The following is a 22,810-nucleotide window of genomic DNA, read 5'->3' as shown; positions in this document are numbered from 1 at the left end:
AAAGGTCGCCGGTCGTTCTGGGCCATTTCAGACGTGCCCGAGGCGCAAATGCGCGTGTCACTGCACCCGCAATTTCCAATGGGTGAAAATGCTGCGGCTAGAGCACAGCAGGGGCGGTTGCGCCACGGCCGTGGCGAAAACGCGTCTCGATGGCTTGCGCGCGATAACTGCCCGCGATTATTAGAGCAGCCCCGACAAACCCCAGCCAACCCAAGGCCTCTCCCCCGAGGCTCACCCCAATGACAACGGCCCAAATGGGTTCCGTACCCAGTAACAAACTGACACGGGCCGCCGAGGTGCGGCGAATCGCCCACAGCTGCACCAAAAAGGCAAAAACAGTGCACGCTACGGCGAGATAGAGAACGATGAGCCAGTCGTCGCCGGTGAACGTCGTGATGGCCGAGGATAGGCCCGGAACATCCAGCGCCGTAAAAAGCACGGCACACACCAACGTCTGAACCAGTGTGATGCTCACGGAGCCGTAGCGATGCCCGGCCGTCAGCCGCCCCATCGCGGTAACGTGGAAGGAACGAACGATGGCAGCGGCCAGCATGAGGGCATCCCCCAGTGATGGCGCGTGCCACCCCGCTCCCGATACGAGAAGAGCAACGCCCACAACGGCCACGGTAGCCGCGATGAAATAAGGCCGGGGCAACCAGCGGCGGAGCCACACCGACTCGAGCACAGGGGTGAACACGATGGTCATGCTGATAATTAAGCCCGCGTTGGTGGCACTGGTCAGGCTGACGCCCCAGGTTTCTAAGCTCAGGATAAGGGCCTGCGTGCACCCCACGATGACCGCCACGGCGAAACCACGTCGACCGAGTGGTTCTTCGCCTGCCCGGTGACCGCGCATCGCCCACACCGCGACCATCACAATGGCGGCGATCAGAAAGCGACTCGCCAAGATGGCAAAGACGCTGCCGTGCAACGTGAGTACCTTGGTTGCCAGGTAACTGCTCCCCCACACCAGGGCCACACCGAGCAGGAGGAGATCGGCGTTATACCGCCGAAGTTTTTGAATAATCACACTGCCACACTGCTCGGAGAAATAGTTTAGGTCAAGTACTGTTATCTATACCTAGACATTAGCAATACTTAATATTTGCGGATGTTCCCCACCCTTGAGAGTACGACGTCGCCATGGACCTGACCCAACTTCGCATTATTCGCGAGCTTGCCGAGCGCGGCAGTTTGAGCGCGGTCGCGGCTGCACTATTCGTCACACCCTCGGCCGTCTCCCAGCAGCTGAGCGCCCTTCAAAACGAGGTTGGCGTTGCTCTCACCCAGAAGAATGGTCGAGCGATTGGGCTCACCGATGCAGGCCGGGCATTGGCGGCGGCAGCCGTTGACGTGTCACTGGCTATGTCCACAGCCGAGAGCTCGGTCAACCTTTACCTCCACGATGAGAATCAGAGTGTCTCGATTGCCGCACTGCACAGTGCCGGGCTGACGTACTTCGCCCCGCTCCTGCGCCGTCTCATCTCAACTGATGGTCCCACCCTGCGTTGCACCGACGAAGACGTTGCCCAGGCAGAGTTTCCGCTGCTGGTTGCCGACTACGACATTGTCGTGGCCCATCGACTTCCAGACAGCCCTGCCTGGCCCAGCTCCGTTACTGTCACGCCGCTCGTCTACGAGCCTCTCGATATTGCGCTCGCGGTCGATCATCCTTTGGCGCGTTTCACAGAGCTCACCCCGGCTCAGCTCGTCAGCGAAAACTGGATCTCTGTTCACGACGGATTCCCTCTGACTGGGGCCCTTAATAGAATCGGCTCGGCCGCCGGAGCGCCGCTGAACATTACGCACCGCATCAACGAGTTCTACGTGGCCGCGTCGATCGTGGCCAGCGGATACGCTGTCTCGCTCATGCCCCGCTACACGGGCGCCCCGGAAGCTCATTCCGGAATCGTCCTGCGGCCGGTTGCCGGGATTGAGATTGGCCGCCACATAGATATTTTGACGCGCCCGGAGACCCGGTTACGGGCATCCGTCTCTCGAGTGATCGCCGAGTTGACGGCGCTCGCTACCGAGAATCTCTAGACGGTCATCAGGCGGTCGTCATGCGAATCTGCTCGGCGACGAGGCGAGCGTAAACCCCGTCGCGCCCCATGAGCTCAACGTGCGTTCCCCGGTCGACAATCTCGCCACCATCGATCACGAAAATGACGTCAGCATTGATCACGGTGGAGAGGCGGTGCGCGATGGCGATGGTGGTGCGGTTGCGCGCGGCGACATCCAGAGCCTTCTGCACGATGCGCTCCGAGACGGTATCGAGGGCGCTCGTAGCCTCATCCAGCACCAGCACCGCGGGGTCTTTCAATAACACCCGGGCGATCGCGATGCGCTGCTTTTCACCACCGCTCAGACGATATCCGCGCTCCCCCACCATGGTGTCGTAACCATCAGGAAACGAAACGATGGTCTTGTGGATATTGGCGGCCCTCGCCGCAGCCTCAAGCTCGGCATCGGTCGCGTCGGGCTTGGCATACCGAAGGTTGTCGGCAATCGTGGCGTGAAAGAGGTAGGTCTCTTGACTGACGACACCGATGTGATCCACAAGGGAATCCTGCTGCAGATCTGTGACGTTTTCGCCGGCAAACATAATGTGACCCTTGGACGCTTCATACATGCGCGGAATCAGATAGGAGATCGTCGTCTTGCCTGACCCCGACGGACCTACAAAGGCCGCGTACTGGCCGGGCTCCACAACAAAGGAGATGTTCTTGAGCGTCAAGCGTGATCGGGCTTCTGTGTCGGGATACCGAAAGTCGACCCCCACAAATTCAACGCGGCCCAGGGCTGCGGGCGAAACGGCTCGGGCATTCGGAGCATCGATGATGGCAGGCGACAAGTCGAGGTATTGAAAAATTCGGGCAAAAAGTGACTGCGATGTCTGCAGGTCCAGGGCTACCCGCAGCAACCCCATCATGGGGAAAAGCAGCCTGGCTTGAACAGTAGTGAAGGCCACCACGGTTCCGATCGTGACGGGTACGCTACCCAGAATCAGGTAGCCGCTCATCACGTAGATGACGGCGGGAATGGAGGAGAGAAAGATCTGCACGGTGGCAAAAAACCACTGGCCACTCATGGCCTGGCGAACCTGCAGGTCCATCTGCACGTGGTTCTCGGCGTCGTAACGAGCGACCTCGGCCTTCTGCTGCGAGAAACTTTTGGCCAAAAGAATGCCACTGACGCTCAGCGCCTCCTGCGTGATGGCGGACATCTCACTGAGCGACTCCTGCGTCTTCGTCGCGATGCGCGCCCGAACCTGACCAACTTTGCGCTGTGCAAAAACCATGAGCGGTAGCATGATGACCGCCACAACGGTGAGCTGCCAGCTCAGAATCAGCATGGCGATGAACGCGGCAATAACGGTGACCGTGTTGCCCAGGATGCTGGAAACGGTGTTACTCAAGACGCTCGCCACACCGCCGACGTCATTTTGCAATCGGGACTGAATAACGCCGGTCTTCGTCTTGGTGAAGAACGCCAGTTCCATGGCTTGCAAATGCGAGAAGAGACGGATGCGCAGGGCCCCCATCACCTTGTTCCCCACGGACTCCGTAAGGTAGGTCTGCAGCACGCCCAGGGCGGCTGAGGTGATCCAGATCATCACCATGGTTCCCACCAGGCGGAGGAGAAGGGGCATGTTCGGGATGCCCGAGGGCGGAAAGAGGCCTTGGTTGAAGGCCTGCTCAATCAGTAGCGGGGGGATCACCGTGATCGCCGCGCTGATGAGAACGAGGGTTACGGTAAAGCTCAGGGCAACTTTGTGCGGCGCAAAAAGGGCGACAATCCGTTTGAAGAGATCGGGGATCGGCGGCGCTGCCTTGTTTTCTTCGCGCTGAGCAGCGACGTCGGAACGCGACACTCGACCACCGCGGCCACTACCCCTTTGGCCACCACCACCATGCATACTCATGCTGAAGAGCCTACGACTTCCCATGCTCCCAATTTCTCCACCGCCATCGCCAGGGCCCACGAGACATCAAGGCCTCGCCGATGCACTCCCGGCCATCACACACCAAAGGGGGCTACGGTTAGAGCAATAGGCCACCTCGGCCTCGAGGGAGAAATCACATGGCAGAGCGAGTTGACAAAAAGAAAGAAACCGGCAAGACCGCCGCTTCTAAGACGTTGAAGGAAAAGCGCGCCGACAAGAAAGACAAGGCCGCCGCGAAGAGCCGTCAGGGCTAACGCTAACTCCCAGACAGGCTGTAACCAGCGTGGTGTGAGTTATAAGGACGAGAACCTCCGGTACTGAAGTGGATAACACCACTCACTCCAGTACCGGAGGTCTTCGTCTTTTAAGCTTCTACGTTGTTAATTCCGAAAAGCACATGCCGCTCGCCTGAACACTAAACCGTGACGGAAGTGAAGTCCCCGGCCCACGAGAGTTCAACCGTGCGAGCGGAAGCAGTGAAGTCGGTGGTCTTGAGATCTACAACATATACGGTGGGGTCGCTGTGAGTGCGATACGCGTAACGCAGTTCCGACAGGTTGGCAATGGCATCCCACACGGTGATTGAATCGATGATTTCGCCGTTGGCGCCCGGTTCCTTGATGAGGCCAGCGGGAATATCGAAGGTGTTCAGGATATGCAGTGCAAGCTGCTCGGCTTCGGTGCTGGTCTTGGGCTGATCGGCCAACTGCACCAGAGACAACGCGCGAATGAAGCGCGATGGTGGCGTGTAGTCACCGGGCATGCCACGCACACCTTCGCCTTGGCCGAGCGCCTTAAACGTCTGACCACCAATCTGGGTAGGTCCGTCAACCGTGGCACTGAAGCCCACATAGTTGTTCACGTTTACGAGGTGCCAGTCAAGGAAAGGAGAGTTGGTGGCAACGCCCGTGGGGTTATCCACCACGCTCATTCCTTCGGGGCGGAACTCGATGGCAATCGAGGAGGTGGTGTCGTGGAAGAGAAAGTGACTGGGCGGGGCAAAGCCCATGCCCGGGTCATAGCCCCAAACGTTGACGGACTTCACCGCTTCCTTCACCTCGGCGACCGAACCACACGTTCCCAGTAGGAAAGCAAGGAGGTCGACTTCAGAGACATCGGTAGCGTCATCTTTGGCGGGAGCGTACGTGCAGAAACCAGGCATGTAAAGCAAGTGGCCTGAGAGACCGGCGGTGTTCATGCCATCGAGCATCCATTGAGCGTTGCCGAAGGCCGCCAGGCCAACGACGCCGTAAGAGGCGGTCCACGTCAGCGCTGAGTTGTGACCAACGGGAACGACGGATGCACCGGCATGGTTGCTGGGAAGAACCGCAAGGGATGTGGGCAACAGCGTAGGGAACTCGAGGCTACGCCCAACTGTCACGGTGCCATCGATTGCGGTCGGGGTCTTGAAGTTTGTGCACATAGGAGTTCTTTCTCTCTATTTAGCGGCGGAGCCGATGATGGCATCGACATCAATCTCCACGAGCATATCGGGGGCTGCGAGGGCACTGACCTCAACGGCAGTGGCGGCTGGGCGAATCTCTGCGAAAAACTCCCCGTGCACGCGTCCGACGGCGTCGAAGTCAGCCATGTTGGTGAGATAAATGCGGGTGCGCACAACATCGGCGAAAGTTGCGCCAGCCTGCTCAAGGGCAGCCGCCAAGCGCACGAAGATTTCGCGTGTTTGCAGGGCAGCGTCGTTGCCACCAATCGCGCCATCTGGAGAACCTGCGGTCGTCCCCGCGATAAAGACGAAGTCTCCAGCGCGCACCGCCCGCGAGTAGCCAACAACAGGCTCGTAAACGGAGCCCGAGGAAATGAGAGTGCGTTCGTAGGTCATTGAGCAAGCCTAGGGCCGTGTGCTACGTGGCCTAGACACGCGAATCAAGATCATCGGCTCTCCTGAGCAGGTTTCTTCTAACATGAGTGACGGAGGAACAACGGATGGATACGGTCGTCGTCAATTTATGGATCCTTGTCGGCACCTGCATGCTGACCTGGATACTCTCTCTCATCACGAAAGACACATCATGGGTTGACCGCATTTGGTCCATTGTTCCCGCGGTGTATGTGTGGGTTTTCGCCGCCGGTGCGAATCTTGCGAATCCAATCCTGAATGTCATGGCAGTTTTGGTTACCCTCTGGGCAATTCGGCTCACGTTCAACTTCGCCCGAAAGGGCGGGTATGCCCGGGGCGGCGAGGATTATCGCTGGAAAGTTTTGCGCGCGCGTATGTCCTCTGGTCAATTTCAGATTTTTAATCTGTTCTTCATCGTGGTGTATCAGAACATCATTTTGTTGCTCATTGCCCTACCCGCTTATACGGTTCTGGCCTCTGGATCCACCCAGTTCGGGCCGCTTGAGATCATCTTGACCGTCGCGTTCCTCGCATTTCTCGCCCTTGAGACCGTGGCGGATCAGCAGCAATGGAACTTTTACTCGCATAAGTACGCCGAAATCGCTGCCGGGCGGACCCCGGAAGCGCGCTTCTTACAGACGGGTCTCTTCAGGTTTTCACGCCACCCCAACTTTTTTGCGGAACAGTCTCAGTGGTGGGTTATCTTTTTCTTCGGCGCTGCCGCGGCGGGAACAATTTTGCAGATAACCGTGCTCGGAGCACTCCTTCTGACCGTCTTGTTCATTGGATCGACACGGTTTACAGAAGAGATTTCCCGTTCCAAGTACCCGGAGTATGCCGATTACCAGCGCCGAACCAGCGTCCTCATCCCCTGGCCACATCGCTAAATCGTGCCCCTGGGACAGCGGGGAAAATTTCTCCTGACCAATCACTGCTGGTGCAGGGTACTCGGCCTGAAAATGCCTCAAGCTGACGCGAGAGTTTTCTCAGGTACATCCATCTCGATCAAGCCGCTCTTGGCCAAACGCAACTCAATCACGATCAAAACGAGAACACCAACGGCTCCCGCGATAAAGAGACCAACATAAGCACCCACGTTGCCGCTGGGGGCAAGAAGCACGTTCTGCTCGTCTTGCCACGGCCAGAGCGCCCGAAGAGAGCCCAGCATGAGTCCCGTCATGATCACCAGCGTCAGGCGGTGGTGGTTAGCCAGCAGCCATTGCAGCCCCGAAACGAAAAATCCCAGCCCGATGAGAGCACCGAGAACGAAGACCCCTAAGTAGGCAAAGTTACGGTCATTCACAGCGCCCAAAGTTGGCGCATACATGCCCACCGTTAGGAGTAAAAAAGACCCCGAAACTCCCGGCAGAACCAAAGCGCAGACAGCAAAAGCGGCAGCAACTCCCACCAGAATGAGAGACGGTTGCGCTGGCGGAAGCGGCGCGAACCCCATGAGAAAGAAAGTAAGAGCTGCTGCACCGAACGCCAAAATAACGTCACGAACGCGCCACGGGAGCCCCGCCATGCGGATGGGGACGATGAGAGAGGTAGCAATGAGTCCCGCAAAAACAGCCTTGGTCGCCTCGGGATGCGATTCGATCAGTGGCGCCACCAACGCTGCAGCAATCACAATCGCTACCAACATGCCAACGCCCACGGGAAGAACGACGGCCCATTTAACGAGTGAAAAGTGCGTCCTCGCGCGTCGAGCGCCTCGACCCCGTGGAACATCGACAACGAGATTTGCGACCCCCCGGGCCAGGTGCCCCGCGCCGTCAATAAGGCTCTCGTAGACACCAACAATCAGGGCAATCGTGCCGCCACTCACCCCGGGAATCACTTCAGCGACGCCAATAAGTCCCCCACGAACAACGTTAACAATTGCCCGACCGACCGCATGGTTCATGTTTGTTGCCCCTCAAAATTTACACCAACTTTCAGACTATCGAGCGAACATTATGAGGGGTCGCCGATGCCGTAACTTCTCAGGAGTTAGGGAGAAACGTACCAAGCAGCGCATGCACCTGACGACTATCTATAAGCCGTTAGGCAAAGCAATACGTAGCGGCCTGTTTAGGCTCGCTCGCTACTCTCGCCCGCTCGTCGTTTTTGTAACCATGGGATGAGGCCGCCTGCGAGAAGCATGTCGACCTGCCGCGTCGAGAGGCGATGCCGCGCGACATAATCCTCATCGCGAGTTTTATTGTGGACGGTGATCTCGGACCCGGCCAAGAGGGCATCGCGAATGCCGACCAGAACCAACACATCATCACGCTGGATGCGGTCGTGATCGGCCGCATCTGTGAACTCGAGAGCGAGCACGCCAAAGTTGGCAAGGTTTTGCCAATGGATGCGTGCAAATGAAACGGCCAGCACCACACGTAAGCCGAGGAAGCGGGGCGTGATCGCGGCATGCTCCCGCGAGGAACCTTGCCCGTAGTTGGCCCCCGCGACAACAATGTGGCCTGAGCTGTCACGGGTTGTGGCGGCGCGAGTCGGGTACGTTTCATCAATCTGATCGAAGGTGAATTCGGCGAGCTTGGGGATGTTGCTCCGGTACGGCAACACTCGTGCGCCCGCTGGCAGAATCTCATCGGTCGATATGTCGTCGCCCACCACCAAAATGACCGGTGCCTCGATGCGATCGGCGAGAGGTGGAAAGACCGGCAGTGAGGAGATATTTTCACCTTTAACGAGCTTCACTCGAGCGGCCACTTTCGGAGGCAAGGGCCCCTCAAGCATGGCCAGATTCACGCTCGACATTGCGGGCAATTGGAGCGTGGGGTACTTCAAACTAAACAGCTCCTCCAGATCTCGAGGGTCTGTGATCTTTCCTGTCAGCGCCGCCGCCGCAGCCGTCTCTGGCGAGCACAGATAGACCGAGTCTTCTTGGGTGCCTGAGCGGCCCGGAAAGTTGCGTGGCATCGTGCGCAGGCTGTTGCGCCCGTTCGCCGGGGCTTGCCCCATACCGATGCAACCCATACAGCCCGACTGGTGCAGCCGCGCTCCGGCGCTAATCAAATCAAGGGTAGCTCCCATCCGGGTCAGATCTTGGAGAATCTGCCGGGAACTGGGGTTGACGTCGAAGGATACGCCCGGGTATGACTGACGTCCTTTCATGATTGCCGCAACGATTGCGAAGTCGCGCAATCCTGGGTTTGCTGATGACCCAATCACGACCTGCTCAACCGGTCGACCAGCGACTTCTCGCACCGGCACGACGTTGCCTGGTGAACTGGGCAAGGCGATGAGCGGCACGATGGTAGACAGGTCGATTTCCTCGGTGACGTCGTAGCCGGCATCCGGATCAGCAAGCAGTTCAGTGAAGTCATCCCCACGCTGTTCTGCACGAAGAAAAACCTCTACTTGCTCGTCCGCCGGGAAGACCGTGGTGGTCGCCCCCAATTCGGCGCCCATATTGGCAATTACATGTCGGTCCATGGCGGTGAGGGTTGAGAGGCCCGGCCCGTAGTATTCGATAATCCGATTAACGCCGCCTTTCACACCATGTCGGCGCAGCATTTCTAAAATGACATCCTTCGCGCTCGTCCATGGCGGTAACTCGCCGGTTAGCCGGACGCCCCAGATTTCGGGCATTCTGATGTAGAGCGGTTCACCGGCGATTGCGAGGGCCACCTCGATTCCCCCCACGCCGATGGCCAACATGCCAAGCGAGCCTGCAGCCGGAGTGTGACTGTCAGAGCCAACCATCGTCTTGCCCGGAATGCCAAAGCGTTGCATATGGGTCGGGTGCGATACGCCGTTTCCAGCTTTGGAGAACCACAGGCCGAACCGTTGACACGCCGAGCGAAGGAAGTCGTGGTCCTCCGCGTTTTTACTGTCGGCTTGCAACAGGTTGTGGTCGACATATTGCACGGACACTTCGGTGCGCGCATGATCAAGTCCCAGCGCTTCCAGCTCGAGCATGACGAGAGTGCCTGTTGCATCTTGGGTGAGGGTCTGATCAATGCGAAGACCGATTTCAGTCCCGGGCGTCATCTCCCCGCTCAGCAGGTGAGAAGCGATGAGCTTCTGGGCGACGTTGTAAGCCACTGCGATTCTCCTTACTCGAATGTCACCGGGATTCTTCGAGCCGCGGCATCCGGCAAAAGTTCCACGGTAATTTCCAACCTAAGCCAACGCTGTGACGATGGCTACCCTCTGTAATGAAAGAATTTGTCCGCGCCTCTGCTGCACCGTAAGTAGCACTAGGACAACTGGCTGCCTGATCGATTGGCCGGTCAGGACCGGACGAGGCGGGCGATCGCGTCACTGGCCTCTTTGATCTTCACTTCCGCATCGGGACCATCCAAGCGGGCGGCGTCGAGTACGCAGTGCTTGAGGTGGTCGTCGAGAAGCCCAAAAGCGACAACCTGCAGGGCCCTGGTGAGCGCCCTTATCTGCGTGAGGATGTCGATGCAGTATTTCTCCTCATCGACCATCCGAGAAACCCCACGGGCTTGGCCTTCGATGCGACGGAGCCGCTGAAGATACTTCTCCTTGTCCGTGATGTACCCGTGCGGATGTTCGTGTGTGAGGGGCATTGTGGTCATTTTCAGTTCCTTGACGTTCTAGCGGCCTAGGATGGCCCGGGTGCTTGCTTCGGGGCCGAGATTGATCCGACGCAAAAGTTGAGCGTTGAGAGCGACCACGACCGTGGACAGCGACATCAGGATCGCTCCCACCGACATCGGCAACACGAAACCTATGGGGGCGAGCACTCCCGCAGCCAGCGGCACGGACAACAGGTTGTATCCGGCGGCCCACCACAGGTTCTGCTTCATCTTGCGGTACGTGGCGCGGGACAGCTCGATCACTGACAGTACCGAACGTGGGTCAGAGCTGGCGAGGATGACTCCGGCGGACGCGATCGCGACGTCGGTGCCAGCGCCGATCGCGATGCCGACGTCGGCCTTTGCGAGGGCGGGGGCGTCGTTGACGCCGTCACCGACCATCGCCACCTTCTTGCCTTCCTTCTGCAGTTCCGCGATCTTGGCGGACTTGTCCTCGGGACGGACTCCGGCAAAGACGCGGTCGATGCCAAGCTCGGCGCCGACCGCGTCCGCCACGGCCTGCGCGTCGCCGGTGATCATGACCACCTCGATACCGAGCTTGTGGAGGGCATCGACGGCTTCGCGGGATTCGGGGCGAATCTCGTCAGCCAGCTTGAGGCCGCCGATGACCACGCCGTCCTGGACGACGTGGAGAATAATCGCGCCCTCGCCTCGCCACTGGTCCGCTTGATCGATCTCCGAGGCACCGACCTCGTCGAGCAACTTCGGTCCACCCACGCGGACCTCTCGTCCGCCCACTGTCGCGGTAACACCGACCGCCGGGGAGGACGAAAACCCAGACGCCTTCGGCAGCGAGAGCTTCTTCTCCTGCGCGGCGCGTACGATCGCTTTTGCCAAGGGATGCTCGCTGTCGGATTCGGCGGCCGCGGCAATCGCGAGGACCTGATCCGCTTCCAGATCGCCGGCCGGCTGCACGGCGGTGACCGTGGGGTCGCCCTTGGTGAGCGTGCCCGTTTTGTCGAACAGGACCGCATTAACAGTACGCATGTTCTCCAGCGCAAGACGATCCTTCACCAGCACGCCGCCGCGCGCGGCGCGCTCGGTCGCGATCGACACCACCAGCGGGATTGCCAGGCCCAGCGCGTGCGGGCAAGCGATCACCAGGACGGTGATGCCCCGCACCACAGCAGCATCAAAGTTGCCTACGAGCGTCCACACGGCGATCGTGATGACGGCGGCAATGAGCGCGAACCAGAACAGCAGTCCGGCAGCGCGATCGGCGATCCGCTGCGCACGAGAGGAGGAGTTCTGCGCCTCGGTCACCAACCGCTGAATCCCCGCCAGCGCGGTATCGTCACCGGTGGCTGTGATCTTCACCCGCAGGCTCGAGTCCGTCGCGACGATGCCCGAGGTCACGGTGTCTCCGACACCACGCATCACGGGGCGGGATTCGCCGGTGATCATGGATTCGTCCATGGAGGCAGTGCCGTCGACGATCCTGCCGTCCGCGGGGACGCTGCCGCCAGGCCGAACGACGACAACGTCACCAACCTGCAGGTCAGCGGGAGCGACCTTCACGATCAGGTCGCCCTCGACACGTTCAGCCTCGTCCGGTAGCAATGCCGCCAGGGAGTCGAGGGCGGAGGTGGTCTGCGCGAGGGAACGCATCTCGACCCAGTGACCGAGGAGCATGATGACGATCAGCAGTGCCAGCTCCCACCAGAACTCCAGCTCGTGGTCCAGCAACCCAAGGGTCGCACCCCACGAGGCCAGGAACGCCACCGTGATCGCAAGGCCGATCAGCAGCATCATGCCGGGCTTACGGCCCTTGATCTCGCTGACCGCGCCGCTGAGGAACGGCCACCCACCCCACACATACATAACGGTGCCGAGGATGGGGGCGATGAACGTCGCCCACCCGGGGACCTCGTAACCAAGGATCATCGCGAACATGGGTGACAACGTCACCACCGGGACCGCAATGATCAGGTTGATCCAGAACAGCCGGCGGAACTGCCCCACATGGTCACCATGACCGCCATGACCTGCTCCGTGCCCCCCATGACCGGAACCCGCCATTGGAGCTTCGTGTCCTTCATGCTCCTCGCGGGTGAGATCGGAAACGTGGTGAGCATCGTGGTCTGGAGGCATCAGCATACGATTAGGCTATACCCCGTTAGGGTATATGGGTGAGGTTGGTGTTGATTAGGAACGAACGAGACGACGGATCGCATCGCTGGCTTCCTTGATCTTTACCGCAGCCTCGTCTTCACCGAGCTTCGCGGCATCGAGAACGCAGTGTGTGAGGTGGTCCTCGAGCAGCCCGAGCGCGACGACCTGCAGCGCACTGGTGAGCGCGCTGATCTGGGTGAGGATGTCGATGCAATATTTCTCATCGTCGATCATCTTGGAAATGCCGCGGGCTTGCCCCTCGATGCGCCCCATCCGCTTGAGATATTGGTCCTTATCACTGATGTAGCCGTGGGGTTGCGTGGAGGGTTCGGATGAATGTGGCATCGTACGTTCCTAACGATTTAGCAATTCAGGATGGAGCAGAGTACGGGTGGCGGCCTTGAGGTCCCCGGGTCAAAGTTCGGAGCATTTCGCCAATGATAGAGTACCTGCCGTCGTCTGAGCGGTTATGCCATGTTGGCGGCGTACTTGGCGGGGTCTGAGTCAAAGGCGGGCCCGCACCCGGCGCAGCAGAAGTAGTACCGCTCGCCTTCGTAGTCGCGATAGAGGCCGGCCGCCTTGGCAGCCGCCTTATTGACAGCCGTGCCGACCATGACCGGACAGGTAGTCATGCCGTCACTCACGCCGCCGCCCATCAGGTTGTCACGGCCGTTGCCCGCCGCTGCAGGGTTGGGTGTGTTGGTACTGCAACAGCTGGAGGTTGCCTGGGTGTCGTTCGTCATGCTGGGTGATTCCCTTCGTGTGTTTCTGTGAGTGATGTGGAATTGTCGCGTTACTACTTTGCGACGCTCTTGAACCCGCGCAAGCGCAGGCTGTTGCCGACGACGAAGACACTGGAGAGCGCCATCGCCGCCCCGGCAAGCATGGGGTTGAGCATGCCGAGCGCCGCGACGGGGATCGCCGCGACGTTGTAGGCGAACGCCCAGAACAGGTTGGTTTTGATCGTTCCAAGCGTCTTACGGGACAGGCGGATCGCGTCAACCGCGCTGCGCAGGTCGCCGCGCACCAGGGTGATATCGGATGCTTCGATCGCGACATCGGCACCGGTGCCCATGGCAAGGCCGAGGTCGGCCTGGGCGAGGGCGGGAGCGTCGTTAACGCCGTCGCCAATCATCGCGACGATCTTTCCTTCGCGCTGCAGCCGGGTGATGACGTCAACCTTGTCCTTTGGGAGCACTTCGGCAATGACCTCCTCGATGCCCACTTCTGCGGCGATCTGCCGGGACACAGCCTCGTTGTCACCGGTGAGAAGGATCGGAGTCAACCCGATCGCCTTGAATTGAGCGATCGCTTCGGCACTGGTTGGCTTGACGGTGTCGGCCACGACGAGGATGCCTCGTGCCTGCCCGTCCCAGCCCACCGCGACGACAGTTTTCCCCTCGCCCTCAGCGCGTGCCTTTGTCGACGCGAGCTCGCGGCTCAGCTTCTGTGACCACTCGGCGAGGAGCGAGTCACGGCCCACCAGTACCGCGTGGCCATCGACGATGCCCTGCACACCCTTGCCTTGGATGTTCGCGAAGTCTTCAGGCGTCGGCAGCGCTCCGACTTCTTGTGTTGCCCCCTTGGCGATCGCCTGCGCAATCGGGTGCTCCGAGGCATCCTCCAACGCCCCGGCCAGGCGCAGCAGTTCGGCACGGTCGGTGCCGGCCTCGACGAACACGTCGACCAGTGTCATCTTGCCAGTTGTGATCGTTCCGGTCTTGTCCAGCACGACAGTGTCGATCTTGCGTGTGGATTCCAGTACCTCTGGGCCCTTGATGAGTACGCCCATCTGCGCACCGCGGCCGGTGCCAACTAGCAGTGCCGTTGGCGTCGCTAGGCCTAGCGCGCAGGGACACGCGATCACGAGTACGGCGACCGCTGCCGTGAATGCCGCGGTCACAGGGAATCCCGCGCCGAGCCAACCGCCGAGCGCGATGAACGCAATCACGATCACGATCGGCACGAACACGCCGGAGATCCTGTCGGCGAGGCGCTGCACCTCGGCTTTACCGGTCTGGGCATCTTCAACGAGTTGGGCCATTTGCGCCAGCTGCGTATCAGAGCCGATCCGGGTTGCACGCACCACCAACCGCCCACCGACATTCGTCGTGGCGCCGGTGACGGTATCGCCCTGGGAGACCTCGACGGGAACCGCTTCGCCAGTAAGCATGGATGCATCCACTGCTGATGTGCCAGAGACGACGACACCGTCGGTGGCAATCTTCTCTCCTGGGCGCACGATGAACTCGTCACCGACCTGGAGGTCCTCAACGGGGATCTTCGTTTCGACCCCATCGCGAAGTACCGCAACCTCTTTCGCGCCGAGTTCGAGCAACGCGCGCAGGGCTGCGCCAGCCTGTTTCTTCGAGCGCTTCTCGAAGTACCGACCGGCGAGAATGAACATCGTCACACCGGCGCCAACCTCGAGGTAGATGTTCGCCGCCCCATCGGAAGGAGCCAACGCGAACTCAAACGGATGTGTCATGCCCGGCGTTCCGGCTGTGCCGAAGAACAGCGCATACAGCGACCACAGAAAAGCGGCGGACGTACCCATTGAAATGAGGGTGTCCATCGTCGCTGCGCCATGCTTCAGGTTTGTCCATGCTGCCGTGTGAAACGGCCATGCCGCCCACAGAATCACGGGAGCAGCCAGCGCGAGCGAAGCCCACTGCCAGTATGTGAACTGCAACGCGGGGATCATCGCCATCGCTATCACGGGCACGGTCAGCACGATCGCGCCAACAAGCCGATTGCGCAGCAAAAGCAGCTCCGGGTCTGCGTCGTCATCACCGGGTGCCCCACTGTCCTTCCTTTTGCCCTTAGGCGCGGGCATCGCGGCGGTGTACCCAGTTTTCTCGACTTCGGCGATCAACAGCGCCGGGTCGTATCCTTCTGGCACAGTGACCTTTGCCTTTTCGGTCGCGTAGTTCACGGTCGCGGTCACACCGTCGAGCTTGTTCAGCTTCTTCTCTATCCGCATCGCGCAGGAGGCGCAGGTCATCCCGCCGATCTCTAACTCGACGCCTGTGCCCACGCTCGGGGGCGCTGATGTGCTCATGTTTTACTCCTTCATTTATTAGCAATTAGCTTCAGAAAGGGCGAGACCCGCGATGGTCAGTGCCCTGTCGAATGCGATCCGCTCGTGGAGCTCGCGGGTCCGCCGCTGTGGGCTGCGTCAAGAACGAACTCAGCGGTGTGTACTTCGCCATTAACCTGGAAGTCCAGGTACAGCAAGTAGCGGCCGGCAGTGGGGGCCTCTGCGTTGAATACGATCACCGGTCCGGCTGTCTCGCCGGCCTTCGGGGTTTTGCCCTCGGCGTGTACGTGCAAGAACGCGAGATCGCCATCACGCAGAGCAACCAGGTGACCGAATGCACCCAAGTACGGCTCCAAGGTGGTTACCGGCTCACCATCGCGGGTGACAGTGAGCGTGAGCTCGCTAGACGAACCGGCCACCATTTCACCGTCGACGGAAACTGTGAAACCGGCCACTTCATCATGTCGAGTGGGCTGCGCCGCCACGGGTGAGAACTCTCCTGCTACCTGAATAGTGCGCGTGAGGGTGAAAGCGGATGCTTCTGCGCCCGCCGTAGTGAAGTCCGCAAACACGCGGTAGCTCCCGGCTGCAGCCCATTCCCACGGTATCGACCAGGTGCCCGTTGACTCGTTCAGCACTGGGTGCACATGGCGGAACTGGGCGCCGTCCGACCGCGCCACAATCAAATGCAAATCTTTGTCGTGTGCGGTGGTGTACTCCGTAACCGGGGTGCCAGCGGCATCCTGAATCTGAAAACTCAACTCACCGAGCTCGCCAACTGCAGCGGGAGCCTGAACAGACGAGAGTACATACCCGTCAATGCCGAGCGCCAAGCCCTTGAGAGCGCTCGCGGTCGCGGGCTCGATTCCGGCGCTTTCGGCGCCGTGACCTTCTTGATGACCGTTCATTTCGCTTCCTTTCATCCAATCTGCAACCGCACTGTCTGGAACGACAGCCCCTGCGATGCCGAAGGCACCCCCGAACGCCACCACGAGTCCGAGCCCATAAATGGCAAGACGCGCGCCTGCGTTCATGCCGTCCGCACCGCCGAGTAGCCCGCCTCTACTACTGCTGCCAAAACCTGCGCATCATCGACAGCATTGGTGCCTGTCACGGCGAGCTTGCCCGTCTGCGCATTCACCTGGATCTCTTCGACTCCAGCGATCTGGCCGACCTCTTCACGGATCGACATCTCGCAGTGCCCGCAGGTCATTCCTGTCACCTGGTACTCGTTCGTGGCCATCACGTATCCTTTTCTTTTAGACTGGTACCCCTACCGGGTATGTGTAAATATAACAATATACCCCGCTGGGGTATTCCGCAACGAGGTGCTGTTGGGATGGTGGCCACTGTTATGCCATGCAAAAATGCCCTCGTCGGTCCCGCTAATTTCAGACGGCGGGGCCCTCGTCTCGATATCGTCTCGCGCAGCGCAAGACGCTATCAGCCCATACGCATTGCTCGGGCGACCCATTCCACACACAACAACGAATCAAACCGAAGTGGTGGGCAGGCGCGAGAACCAGACGCTTCGCGTGCGGTGATAGGGCTCACCCGCAGGGTCCTATTCACATCGCGCCTTTAGTTGCGCACAGGGCGATTTTCATCAGTGTCACCGATTCAATTGCATGCGGTTTAGCTGATGGGATCGGGCGCTGCGAGAGCCAACCTGCAAGTGGGCTTAATGACCCCCTAAACAGGCGTCCGCGTCGGCCGGGGGTATCCAACCAGTGTGATCCGAATACCCATAACCTACGAGGTGTTGCACTTCCATCTTGAATCCGGGTTCCGCCGTCTCGGTTAGATACTCAACGCATACGACCAATAGAACTCACTCAGCTAGCCTGAGTTTTAGAGCTCAGGGTGCCGATTGTCGTAATTTCTAAATCTGTGATTGGTGTGCAGGAGATAGGTAATCACAACCATGATTGCGATTCCGCCGATCAGTGCCGGTGCCCACAGCGCAATTGAAACGGCGAGCAGACCTGTGTAAAAGTCACCAATTCGAGGGCCACCCGCAACGACCGCATAGAAGACCCCCTGCAGACGACCGCGCATCTCATCCGGTGCAGCCGTCAACAAAATGGTGGATCTAAAGATTGCTGAGACTTCATCGGAGGCACCCATACCAAAGAAGCAGAGTGCCGACAGAGTCAGCCCCAACCAGCTCACGTGCGCCCAGTCATTCCCGACGTCACCGAATGCGCCCAGAATGCCCGCAAGGACGACCGCGCCGAAGGCTGCGATAAAGGCCCCATAGATCGTGATGGCGCGGCCAATGGCCAGTCCATAGCGGTTGATGTGAGCGACGGGGCCGCTGAGCAAGCTCGTGGAAAACGTTCCCAATGCTGCTGCGGCAGTGAGCACCCCGACGGTGGCCGGTCCCCCACCAATGACCGTCGCGGCGACAGCGGGAAGAACCGCATAGGGTCGACCCAAGCTCATCGCAACGATGTCGACGATGAAACTCATGCGAATATTGGGGGCGGTGCGCAAGAATGCTAAGCCCTGCTTGATGCCACCCCATCCCTTTGCCACAGCATCATGCAGCGGCGGAATCTTGGGAAGAGTGACAACCCCGAAGAAACCGGCCAGAGCCAACGCTAGGTCAACAGTGAAGGCCGCAGAGAATCCCGCTGTTGCGACTAGCACCCCCGCCAGCGCGGGACCAACGGTGTATTGAACCCCCATCGAGATACCGCTGAGGGCATTTGCTCGGGGAACGAGATTCAAATCAAGGATGCGCGGATACACAGCCGTTCTGGCAGCACCAGAGATGATGTACGCCATGGCATTGATGGTGGTGAAAACATAGAACGGCCAGATCTCAACATGGCCACCACTCGTTCTTTGCGTGGCATCTATGGCGGAAAGGATAACCAACCCGAGGGTAGACAGCCACAAAACCGTAATGGCGCCGAGAATGACGGTTCTGCGATCCATACTGTCGGCGAGCATTCCGCCCCACGGGCCAGCAAAAAGCATGGGGATTAGCGCGATCCCACCCACCAGGCCAACGAGGAAAGTGTTGTGGGTAATGTCGAATATCTGCAGGCCCACGGCCATGATGGTCATTTGCGCGCCGATGCCGGAGAGCGTAGCACCGATCCAGAGCCTGGCGAAGGCCGGCGATGCCCGAAGTGGCGCGAGGTCAACGAATCTACGTTTGGCTTCACTCACGAGCTGATTCTATCGCCGAGGCTGACTTCGGCTCCGCACACGTGCTGACCTGATGGAGCCATGGCAAAACAAAAAAACCACCCGGCAAAGGTGGTTATTTTTGTTGGTCGGGCTGACAGGATTTGAACCTGTGACCACTTGATCCCCGGCGTCAATAAGCACTGCTCAGAAGCAAAGCCCGTGTGATTCCGCTGGTCAGATCATGCAACGCATGTCACGAGATGCTTGGGTTGCATGGGTTGCATGATTCTGGTCCCCCTGGAACGACTTCGCTTCTTCCCTTGCTCTACGTACTGACCACGTGCGCGCCTAAGGTCGCCTTGCAGTTCACGCAGTGCCTACCAGCCCATGCGATGAACTTCACTCTGCCCCGAGGACGCCGTTTGTGCCGCTCTGTCAGCTGGCCGAACCACCGATCTGACTCTCGATCCACTTCCACATCATCTGGAAAGTAGCGGATTCAATTCGCTGGCCGTTGCGAACCAGGAAGGCCTTCAATCGCTGACGCGCACCGATTCTTGCGGATGATGGCGCGCCCGGGTCCGAGAGCTCGCGAGCATCGGTTTCGAGAGAAGCCCTTGCCTCCGCACCGAGCTCGCGCACCAGCTCGATGAGCTGCTCGGCAGGTGCACCAAGGGCGACGGCTCCGTTTACGTTCTGAGCCACGACTCCTTCGACATGTTGAAAAATCTGCTGCTGGATCGTCACGGAGGGTAACGTTCCAACGCCAGTAGCGAGCTGCAAGGTCATAGTGCTTGACGCGAACGGCGAAGCAGGCACCAGCAGTTGAACGAGACTCTCGATATCCTTTGAGGTCACCGAGTCGAGATCATCGACGAGTTCGGACTCGAGCTGCTGTTTGATGGCAAGCATTCTCCGATCCCGCTCATGCTTAGTGTCAAGGAGGACGCGGCGAGCCTCCTTGCCGTAACGTGCTACGAGATCGACTGCCTTCATCCGTTCCAGGCCCAAGCCCTGCAACATCGCCTCCGCGGCACCTGGTTGATAAAGTAGGCCCAGGAACTGTGCAAACTCTTCGAGCTCGGTTCCTACGGACTCGGTCGTCATTCCCGGTTCGCCATAGAACTCGATGACGCGACCACTTGGCGTCTTGTAGCCTCCTTGACGCACTGTCTGATGCTTCACTGATCCCAACCAGTCATGAAACATGCTGAGCAGCTTTGCCAGCTCCTCCTCATAGAGGCGTCCTGACGGAACGTAGATTCGGAACAGAAGGTTGCTCTGAGTATCTTCGACGAACGAAGTCGCGAGAACCGATGCCTCGGCATTCCGCTTGTAAGTAGAAATCGTCAGTCCCCGTTTGGCCAATAGGCCAAGAACGTGCTCGCGAATCTGGTTATCCAAAGTTCCGAAGTACTCTTTGGCCACCTGACCGTTCCAGGTAAAACCATCCCAGCCCTCGTTTTGCTCTTCGCTGGACGTAGTCAGTTCAAGATCGGAGTCACCAACAACCGCCTCATGGACGACGATCAGATAGGGTTTCCTGGCAAGTTTCTCGAATAGTACTGCCGCGACCGCCGAATAGCGCTCCTTGTGAATTCGCTCAAAATCGCTTGCAGTGAGCTTCACGATCACGCCAATAAGGTCTGAGCGCTTAAGGAGACTTACGATAGTCCACCAGTTCCCGGGCAAAGATGACAGCTTCTTGGATATGTACTCGTTACCTGCGGTGGTGATCTTTGTAGTAACCGATTCAGTTACCACGGATCCGATCGTCAGGTAAAACCCCGATGTCACTGTCATGCATTCATTGTGCCAGCATCGTTACCGCGATTAGCGAGAGCGATCATATAGACATCCACGCCTTCGCGCTGCACGGCTGCGACGGGCAGAGCCACGATGTCGTTGAACCCGTTCGGCTCCCACTTTTGTTGGGTCTGACGAAGTTTGGCGGATCGCATCACGTTCGTCACATACCAGGTAAGAAGGTCGTCGATGAACCTCACCACTTCAGTAGGGGGCGTGCGCTCGACTGGACCGACGTGTGGAAATGCCCGTTCAATCACGGAGAAAGCCTTCGATAGGTGGAGCTGTACTCAGGATCCTCGCGGCGATCTGGTCGGTTTCGGCGACGCTGAGTTCCGGTACGTCGTCGAAGTTTGTACCGCCTCCTGGAAGCGTCGCGGCGACATGAAAATGGAGGTGAGGAATCGCCTGGTGAGCTGCGGTGCCATTGTTCTGCCACACAACAATCCCGGGACGCTCGTAGGCCTCGTCGATGGCGGCCGCAGCCCAGGTGACGGTATCGATCAACTCGTGGCGTTCATCCCGCCGTGACTCCAACAACGTCGGGTAGTGCCGCGTGGGGAGGACAAGGAGATGTCCGAGCCCGCGTTGCTCTCGTGTTACGAGCACCGCCACGAGGCGGTCGCGGCGAAGGATAGTGAACGGGCGACTCACCGTGAGATAGTCACAGAACGCACACCGCTCCTGATCCGGGATGTCGAGACTACTGGCGCTGTCGGTCATTCTGTCACCAAGGAGCGGAGAAAAGCTTGGAACTCAGTCTGGTCGATCTTATTGATCTCCTTCGGGTGGATGACGATCCGCAGTTCGGAAGACACCCGTTTCCGGCGACAGCGCAGGAAAAACGAGAACGCCATCAACCGCACGGCGGCTTCGGCGGTTAACTCCGGGACACGAGATTGACCTTGGCCAAGCAACGGCACACAGATTGGGGCACCATTGCTGTGAATATCGACGGCGTCCCACAGCCTGTCCAGGCTGTGAACGATGCCGCGAATTGAACCTTGTGCGCGGTTGTGCACGTCCATCTCAGTGTATGCGAGACAGTAATAGCGGATAGCACCGCGGCCTTTGAGAATCGCAGTGGTCCCCAGAGGATACGCATGCCCCTTGCCAGCCTTGACGATAGTGGAGACTGGCTTTGCGGTTGCCAGCGATTCCTCCAGCTCCTGGTCAAGACGGGTATGCGAGCTCGCGTAGACAGTGCGCAGAAAGCTTCCCTGCACGCTACCCGCATCGATAATGGTCGGGTCCGTATCGAACGTCGTTGTCATCCCAACCATCGCCGAGGCATCCTGCTGAAACAAGTCACCGACGACGAGTCGAATCGTGAAGTTTCCATGGGCGTACCATTGCGACGGTGGCACCTGACGTTGCTCGAATACCGCCCACGCTGCTGCCACAAGCACGGCCGCGCCCACCAGCCACCATTGGTCCTTCAGCATGTCAGGAGCAAACACGGCGAGCGCGCCCGCGCCCGCAACCTGCGCACCAATTGCCTCCAAAAAACGACGGAAAAACCCTGCCGCATACCGACGAGGGTTGCGTTTGCGACGCACTATTTGTTCAACCCAAGACTCTCGTACACCGATTCCTTGTACCAATACGGTCCCGTGTCGCCCGATCCGGCGAAGTTCGCGGCGTAGTCATCGAGGGCGTACTTGGTGACCTTGGGCCCGAACGATACCGCCATCGTGTAATAGTCGACATCAGCAAACGGTGTCGGAACGTTTCCGCTGACATGACCGCGGGCCCCACCCAAGTTCGCGATCACGACCGGAAGCCCCAGAGAAATGATCGCATTGACCTCATAGGCGAGGAACGAAGTACCGTTGCCACCCTTGCGACGTGCGTCCGGGCTTCCCAATAAGATCACCTGCTTAGTGTTGTTCAACCGTTCGCGTAGCCGTCGCTTGATCGTTTCAGGCGTACTCGTGTCGTAGGCCGCATAGATATCGTGAGCGTTTGTGAAATCGAAATCGATGTTGTCGCTCGCCTTCCACGCTGTCATCAACCGGTAGTTGTGGATGTCTTCGCTGGCGAAAGCGACATAAGTTTTGTTGCGGTAGCTCATCGTTGGGCTCCTAGGCTCATCTGGAGAGGGTCGGCGGACCGGTGGGACCGGCCGTCACCATGGTATCGGCCGCCCCAGGCGCGGGGCCACTTGCGTCAGATGCGCCCAGCCGCTACCGCTACGCCGAGGAGTTCTGGATCGGGCCCAGATCGTTGCGAAGTTGTCGGGGGCGAGCATGATTGTTGAGGCAGGTGCGCGCTCTGGTTCTATGCGAGTGGCTGAAGAAGCCCCGATTGGCAAGCTCGATCGATATAAGAAC

Annotated in this window: 21 protein-coding genes; 2 read left to right on the top strand and 19 right to left on the bottom strand. The window is 59.3% G+C overall.

Annotated features, from left to right (window positions below):
* Positions 1-97: 97 nt before the first annotated feature.
* Positions 98-1,030 carry an EamA family transporter gene (locus FB555_RS01990; protein ID WP_220475740.1) on the bottom strand — a complete coding sequence of 311 codons (933 nt, stop codon included), beginning with the start codon at positions 1,028-1,030 and terminating at the stop codon, positions 98-100.
* Positions 1,031-1,143: 113 nt separating this feature from the next.
* On the opposite strand from FB555_RS01990, the gene FB555_RS01985 reads away from it, so the two are divergent.
* Positions 1,144-2,043 (top strand): LysR family transcriptional regulator, encoded by a 900-nt coding sequence (locus FB555_RS01985; protein WP_182483756.1) that lies wholly within the window; start codon positions 1,144-1,146, stop codon positions 2,041-2,043.
* A gap of 7 nt (positions 2,044-2,050) precedes the next feature.
* Here FB555_RS01985 and FB555_RS01980 read toward each other — a convergent pair whose 3' ends face one another.
* The 3 genes from FB555_RS01980 to FB555_RS01970 all read right to left on the bottom strand — a co-directional run bounded on the left by FB555_RS01980 (position 2,051) and on the right by FB555_RS01970 (position 5,786).
* On the bottom strand, positions 2,051-3,925 hold the full coding sequence (locus tag FB555_RS01980) for an ABC transporter ATP-binding protein (protein ID WP_182483755.1): 1,875 nt from the start codon (positions 3,923-3,925) through the stop codon (positions 2,051-2,053).
* A 436-nt stretch (positions 3,926-4,361) separates the two neighbouring features.
* Entirely contained in the window at positions 4,362-5,369 is a 1,008-nt protein-coding gene (locus FB555_RS01975; protein WP_182483754.1) for a linear amide C-N hydrolase, read from the bottom strand.
* Positions 5,370-5,384: 15 nt separating this feature from the next.
* Positions 5,385-5,786, bottom strand: coding sequence for a RidA family protein (locus FB555_RS01970; protein ID WP_182483753.1), 402 nt, complete (start codon positions 5,784-5,786; stop codon positions 5,385-5,387).
* Positions 5,787-5,890: 104 nt separating this feature from the next.
* Here FB555_RS01970 and FB555_RS01965 point away from each other — a divergent pair, with 104 nt between their 5' ends.
* Complete coding sequence (locus tag FB555_RS01965) at positions 5,891-6,691, top strand: DUF1295 domain-containing protein (RefSeq protein WP_182483752.1); 801 nt, start codon at positions 5,891-5,893, stop codon at positions 6,689-6,691.
* Between the two features lie 77 nt (positions 6,692-6,768).
* Here FB555_RS01965 and FB555_RS01960 read toward each other — a convergent pair whose 3' ends face one another.
* The 15 genes from FB555_RS01960 to FB555_RS01890 all read right to left on the bottom strand — a co-directional run bounded on the left by FB555_RS01960 (position 6,769) and on the right by FB555_RS01890 (position 22,551).
* Positions 6,769-7,710: a DUF368 domain-containing protein gene (locus FB555_RS01960; RefSeq protein WP_182483751.1), complete on the bottom strand. Its 942-nt coding sequence runs from the start codon at positions 7,708-7,710 to the stop codon at positions 6,769-6,771.
* Positions 7,711-7,877: 167 nt separating this feature from the next.
* Positions 7,878-9,857: an aconitate hydratase gene (locus tag FB555_RS01955; protein WP_182483750.1), complete on the bottom strand. Its 1,980-nt coding sequence runs from the start codon at positions 9,855-9,857 to the stop codon at positions 7,878-7,880.
* Positions 9,858-10,045: 188 nt separating this feature from the next.
* Positions 10,046-10,357, bottom strand: coding sequence for a metal-sensitive transcriptional regulator (locus FB555_RS01950; RefSeq protein ID WP_182483749.1), 312 nt, complete (start codon positions 10,355-10,357; stop codon positions 10,046-10,048).
* An 18-nt stretch (positions 10,358-10,375) separates the two neighbouring features.
* Entirely contained in the window at positions 10,376-12,469 is a 2,094-nt protein-coding gene (locus tag FB555_RS01945; protein ID WP_425485590.1) for a heavy metal translocating P-type ATPase, read from the bottom strand.
* A gap of 54 nt (positions 12,470-12,523) precedes the next feature.
* Positions 12,524-12,835, bottom strand: coding sequence for a metal-sensitive transcriptional regulator (locus tag FB555_RS01940; protein ID WP_182483747.1), 312 nt, complete (start codon positions 12,833-12,835; stop codon positions 12,524-12,526).
* Between the two features lie 122 nt (positions 12,836-12,957).
* A complete protein-coding gene (locus tag FB555_RS01935; protein ID WP_182483746.1) occupies positions 12,958-13,233 on the bottom strand; it encodes a YHS domain-containing protein in 276 nt (91 codons plus the stop codon).
* Between the two features lie 53 nt (positions 13,234-13,286).
* Complete coding sequence (locus FB555_RS01930) at positions 13,287-15,551, bottom strand: heavy metal translocating P-type ATPase (protein ID WP_182483745.1); 2,265 nt, start codon at positions 15,549-15,551, stop codon at positions 13,287-13,289.
* 56 nt (positions 15,552-15,607) lie between these two features.
* Positions 15,608-16,564: a heavy-metal-associated domain-containing protein gene (locus FB555_RS01925; RefSeq protein ID WP_182483744.1), complete on the bottom strand. Its 957-nt coding sequence runs from the start codon at positions 16,562-16,564 to the stop codon at positions 15,608-15,610.
* Positions 16,561-16,773: a heavy-metal-associated domain-containing protein gene (locus tag FB555_RS01920; protein ID WP_182483743.1), complete on the bottom strand. Its 213-nt coding sequence runs from the start codon at positions 16,771-16,773 to the stop codon at positions 16,561-16,563. The genes FB555_RS01925 and FB555_RS01920 overlap by 4 nt, the downstream gene beginning before the upstream one ends.
* A 608-nt stretch (positions 16,774-17,381) precedes the next feature.
* Positions 17,382-18,710 carry an MFS transporter gene (locus FB555_RS01915; RefSeq protein WP_182483742.1) on the bottom strand — a complete coding sequence of 443 codons (1,329 nt, stop codon included), beginning with the start codon at positions 18,708-18,710 and terminating at the stop codon, positions 17,382-17,384.
* Between the two features lie 396 nt (positions 18,711-19,106).
* Positions 19,107-20,474, bottom strand: a complete 1,368-nt coding sequence (locus FB555_RS01910) for a hypothetical protein (RefSeq protein ID WP_182483741.1) — start codon at positions 20,472-20,474, stop codon at positions 19,107-19,109.
* Positions 20,471-20,737 carry a hypothetical protein gene (locus FB555_RS01905; protein WP_182483740.1) on the bottom strand — a complete coding sequence of 89 codons (267 nt, stop codon included), beginning with the start codon at positions 20,735-20,737 and terminating at the stop codon, positions 20,471-20,473. The genes FB555_RS01910 and FB555_RS01905 overlap by 4 nt, the downstream gene beginning before the upstream one ends.
* On the bottom strand, positions 20,730-21,200 hold the full coding sequence (locus FB555_RS01900; RefSeq protein ID WP_182483739.1) for an HIT family protein: 471 nt from the start codon (positions 21,198-21,200) through the stop codon (positions 20,730-20,732). The genes FB555_RS01905 and FB555_RS01900 overlap by 8 nt, the downstream gene beginning before the upstream one ends.
* Positions 21,197-22,036 carry a macro domain-containing protein gene (locus tag FB555_RS01895; RefSeq protein WP_182483738.1) on the bottom strand — a complete coding sequence of 280 codons (840 nt, stop codon included), beginning with the start codon at positions 22,034-22,036 and terminating at the stop codon, positions 21,197-21,199. Before FB555_RS01895 ends, FB555_RS01900 begins: the two co-directional genes overlap by 4 nt.
* Entirely contained in the window at positions 22,036-22,551 is a 516-nt protein-coding gene (locus FB555_RS01890) for a TIR domain-containing protein (protein WP_182483737.1), read from the bottom strand. The genes FB555_RS01895 and FB555_RS01890 overlap by 1 nt, the downstream gene beginning before the upstream one ends.
* Positions 22,552-22,810: the final 259 nt, after the last annotated feature.

It is taken from the genome of Alpinimonas psychrophila (genome assembly GCF_014137865.1).
Taxonomy (GTDB): Bacteria; Actinomycetota; Actinomycetes; order Actinomycetales; family Microbacteriaceae; genus Alpinimonas; species Alpinimonas psychrophila.
The sequence above is the reverse complement of the archived record's forward strand: the minus strand, read 5'-3'. Positions and strand labels throughout refer to the sequence as shown.

Excerpts from the sequence above, each read along its gene's own strand:
- FB555_RS01985 (WP_182483756.1), top strand. The coding sequence starts at position 1,144 with ATGGACCTGACCCAACTTCGCATTATTCGCGAGCTTGCCGAGCGCGGC.
- FB555_RS01980 (WP_182483755.1), bottom strand. The coding sequence starts at position 3,925 with ATGAGTATGCATGGTGGTGGTGGCCAAAGGGGTAGTGGCCGCGGTGGT.
- FB555_RS01975 (WP_182483754.1), bottom strand. The coding sequence starts at position 5,369 with ATGTGCACAAACTTCAAGACCCCGACCGCAATCGATGGCACCGTGACA.
- FB555_RS01970 (WP_182483753.1), bottom strand. The coding sequence starts at position 5,786 with ATGACCTACGAACGCACTCTCATTTCCTCGGGCTCCGTTTACGAGCCT.
- FB555_RS01965 (WP_182483752.1), top strand. The coding sequence starts at position 5,891 with ATGGATACGGTCGTCGTCAATTTATGGATCCTTGTCGGCACCTGCATG.
- FB555_RS01960 (WP_182483751.1), bottom strand. The coding sequence starts at position 7,710 with ATGAACCATGCGGTCGGTCGGGCAATTGTTAACGTTGTTCGTGGGGGA.
- FB555_RS01950 (WP_182483749.1), bottom strand. The coding sequence starts at position 10,357 with ATGACCACAATGCCCCTCACACACGAACATCCGCACGGGTACATCACG.
- FB555_RS01945 (WP_425485590.1), bottom strand. The coding sequence starts at position 12,469 with ATGCCTCCAGACCACGATGCTCACCACGTTTCCGATCTCACCCGCGAG.
- FB555_RS01940 (WP_182483747.1), bottom strand. The coding sequence starts at position 12,835 with ATGCCACATTCATCCGAACCCTCCACGCAACCCCACGGCTACATCAGT.
- FB555_RS01935 (WP_182483746.1), bottom strand. The coding sequence starts at position 13,233 with ATGACGAACGACACCCAGGCAACCTCCAGCTGTTGCAGTACCAACACA.
- FB555_RS01930 (WP_182483745.1), bottom strand. The coding sequence starts at position 15,551 with ATGAGCACATCAGCGCCCCCGAGCGTGGGCACAGGCGTCGAGTTAGAG.
- FB555_RS01925 (WP_182483744.1), bottom strand. The coding sequence starts at position 16,564 with ATGAACGCAGGCGCGCGTCTTGCCATTTATGGGCTCGGACTCGTGGTG.
- FB555_RS01920 (WP_182483743.1), bottom strand. The coding sequence starts at position 16,773 with ATGGCCACGAACGAGTACCAGGTGACAGGAATGACCTGCGGGCACTGC.
- FB555_RS01910 (WP_182483741.1), bottom strand. The coding sequence starts at position 20,474 with ATGACAGTGACATCGGGGTTTTACCTGACGATCGGATCCGTGGTAACT.
- FB555_RS01900 (WP_182483739.1), bottom strand. The coding sequence starts at position 21,200 with ATGACCGACAGCGCCAGTAGTCTCGACATCCCGGATCAGGAGCGGTGT.
- FB555_RS01890 (WP_182483737.1), bottom strand. The coding sequence starts at position 22,551 with ATGAGCTACCGCAACAAAACTTATGTCGCTTTCGCCAGCGAAGACATC.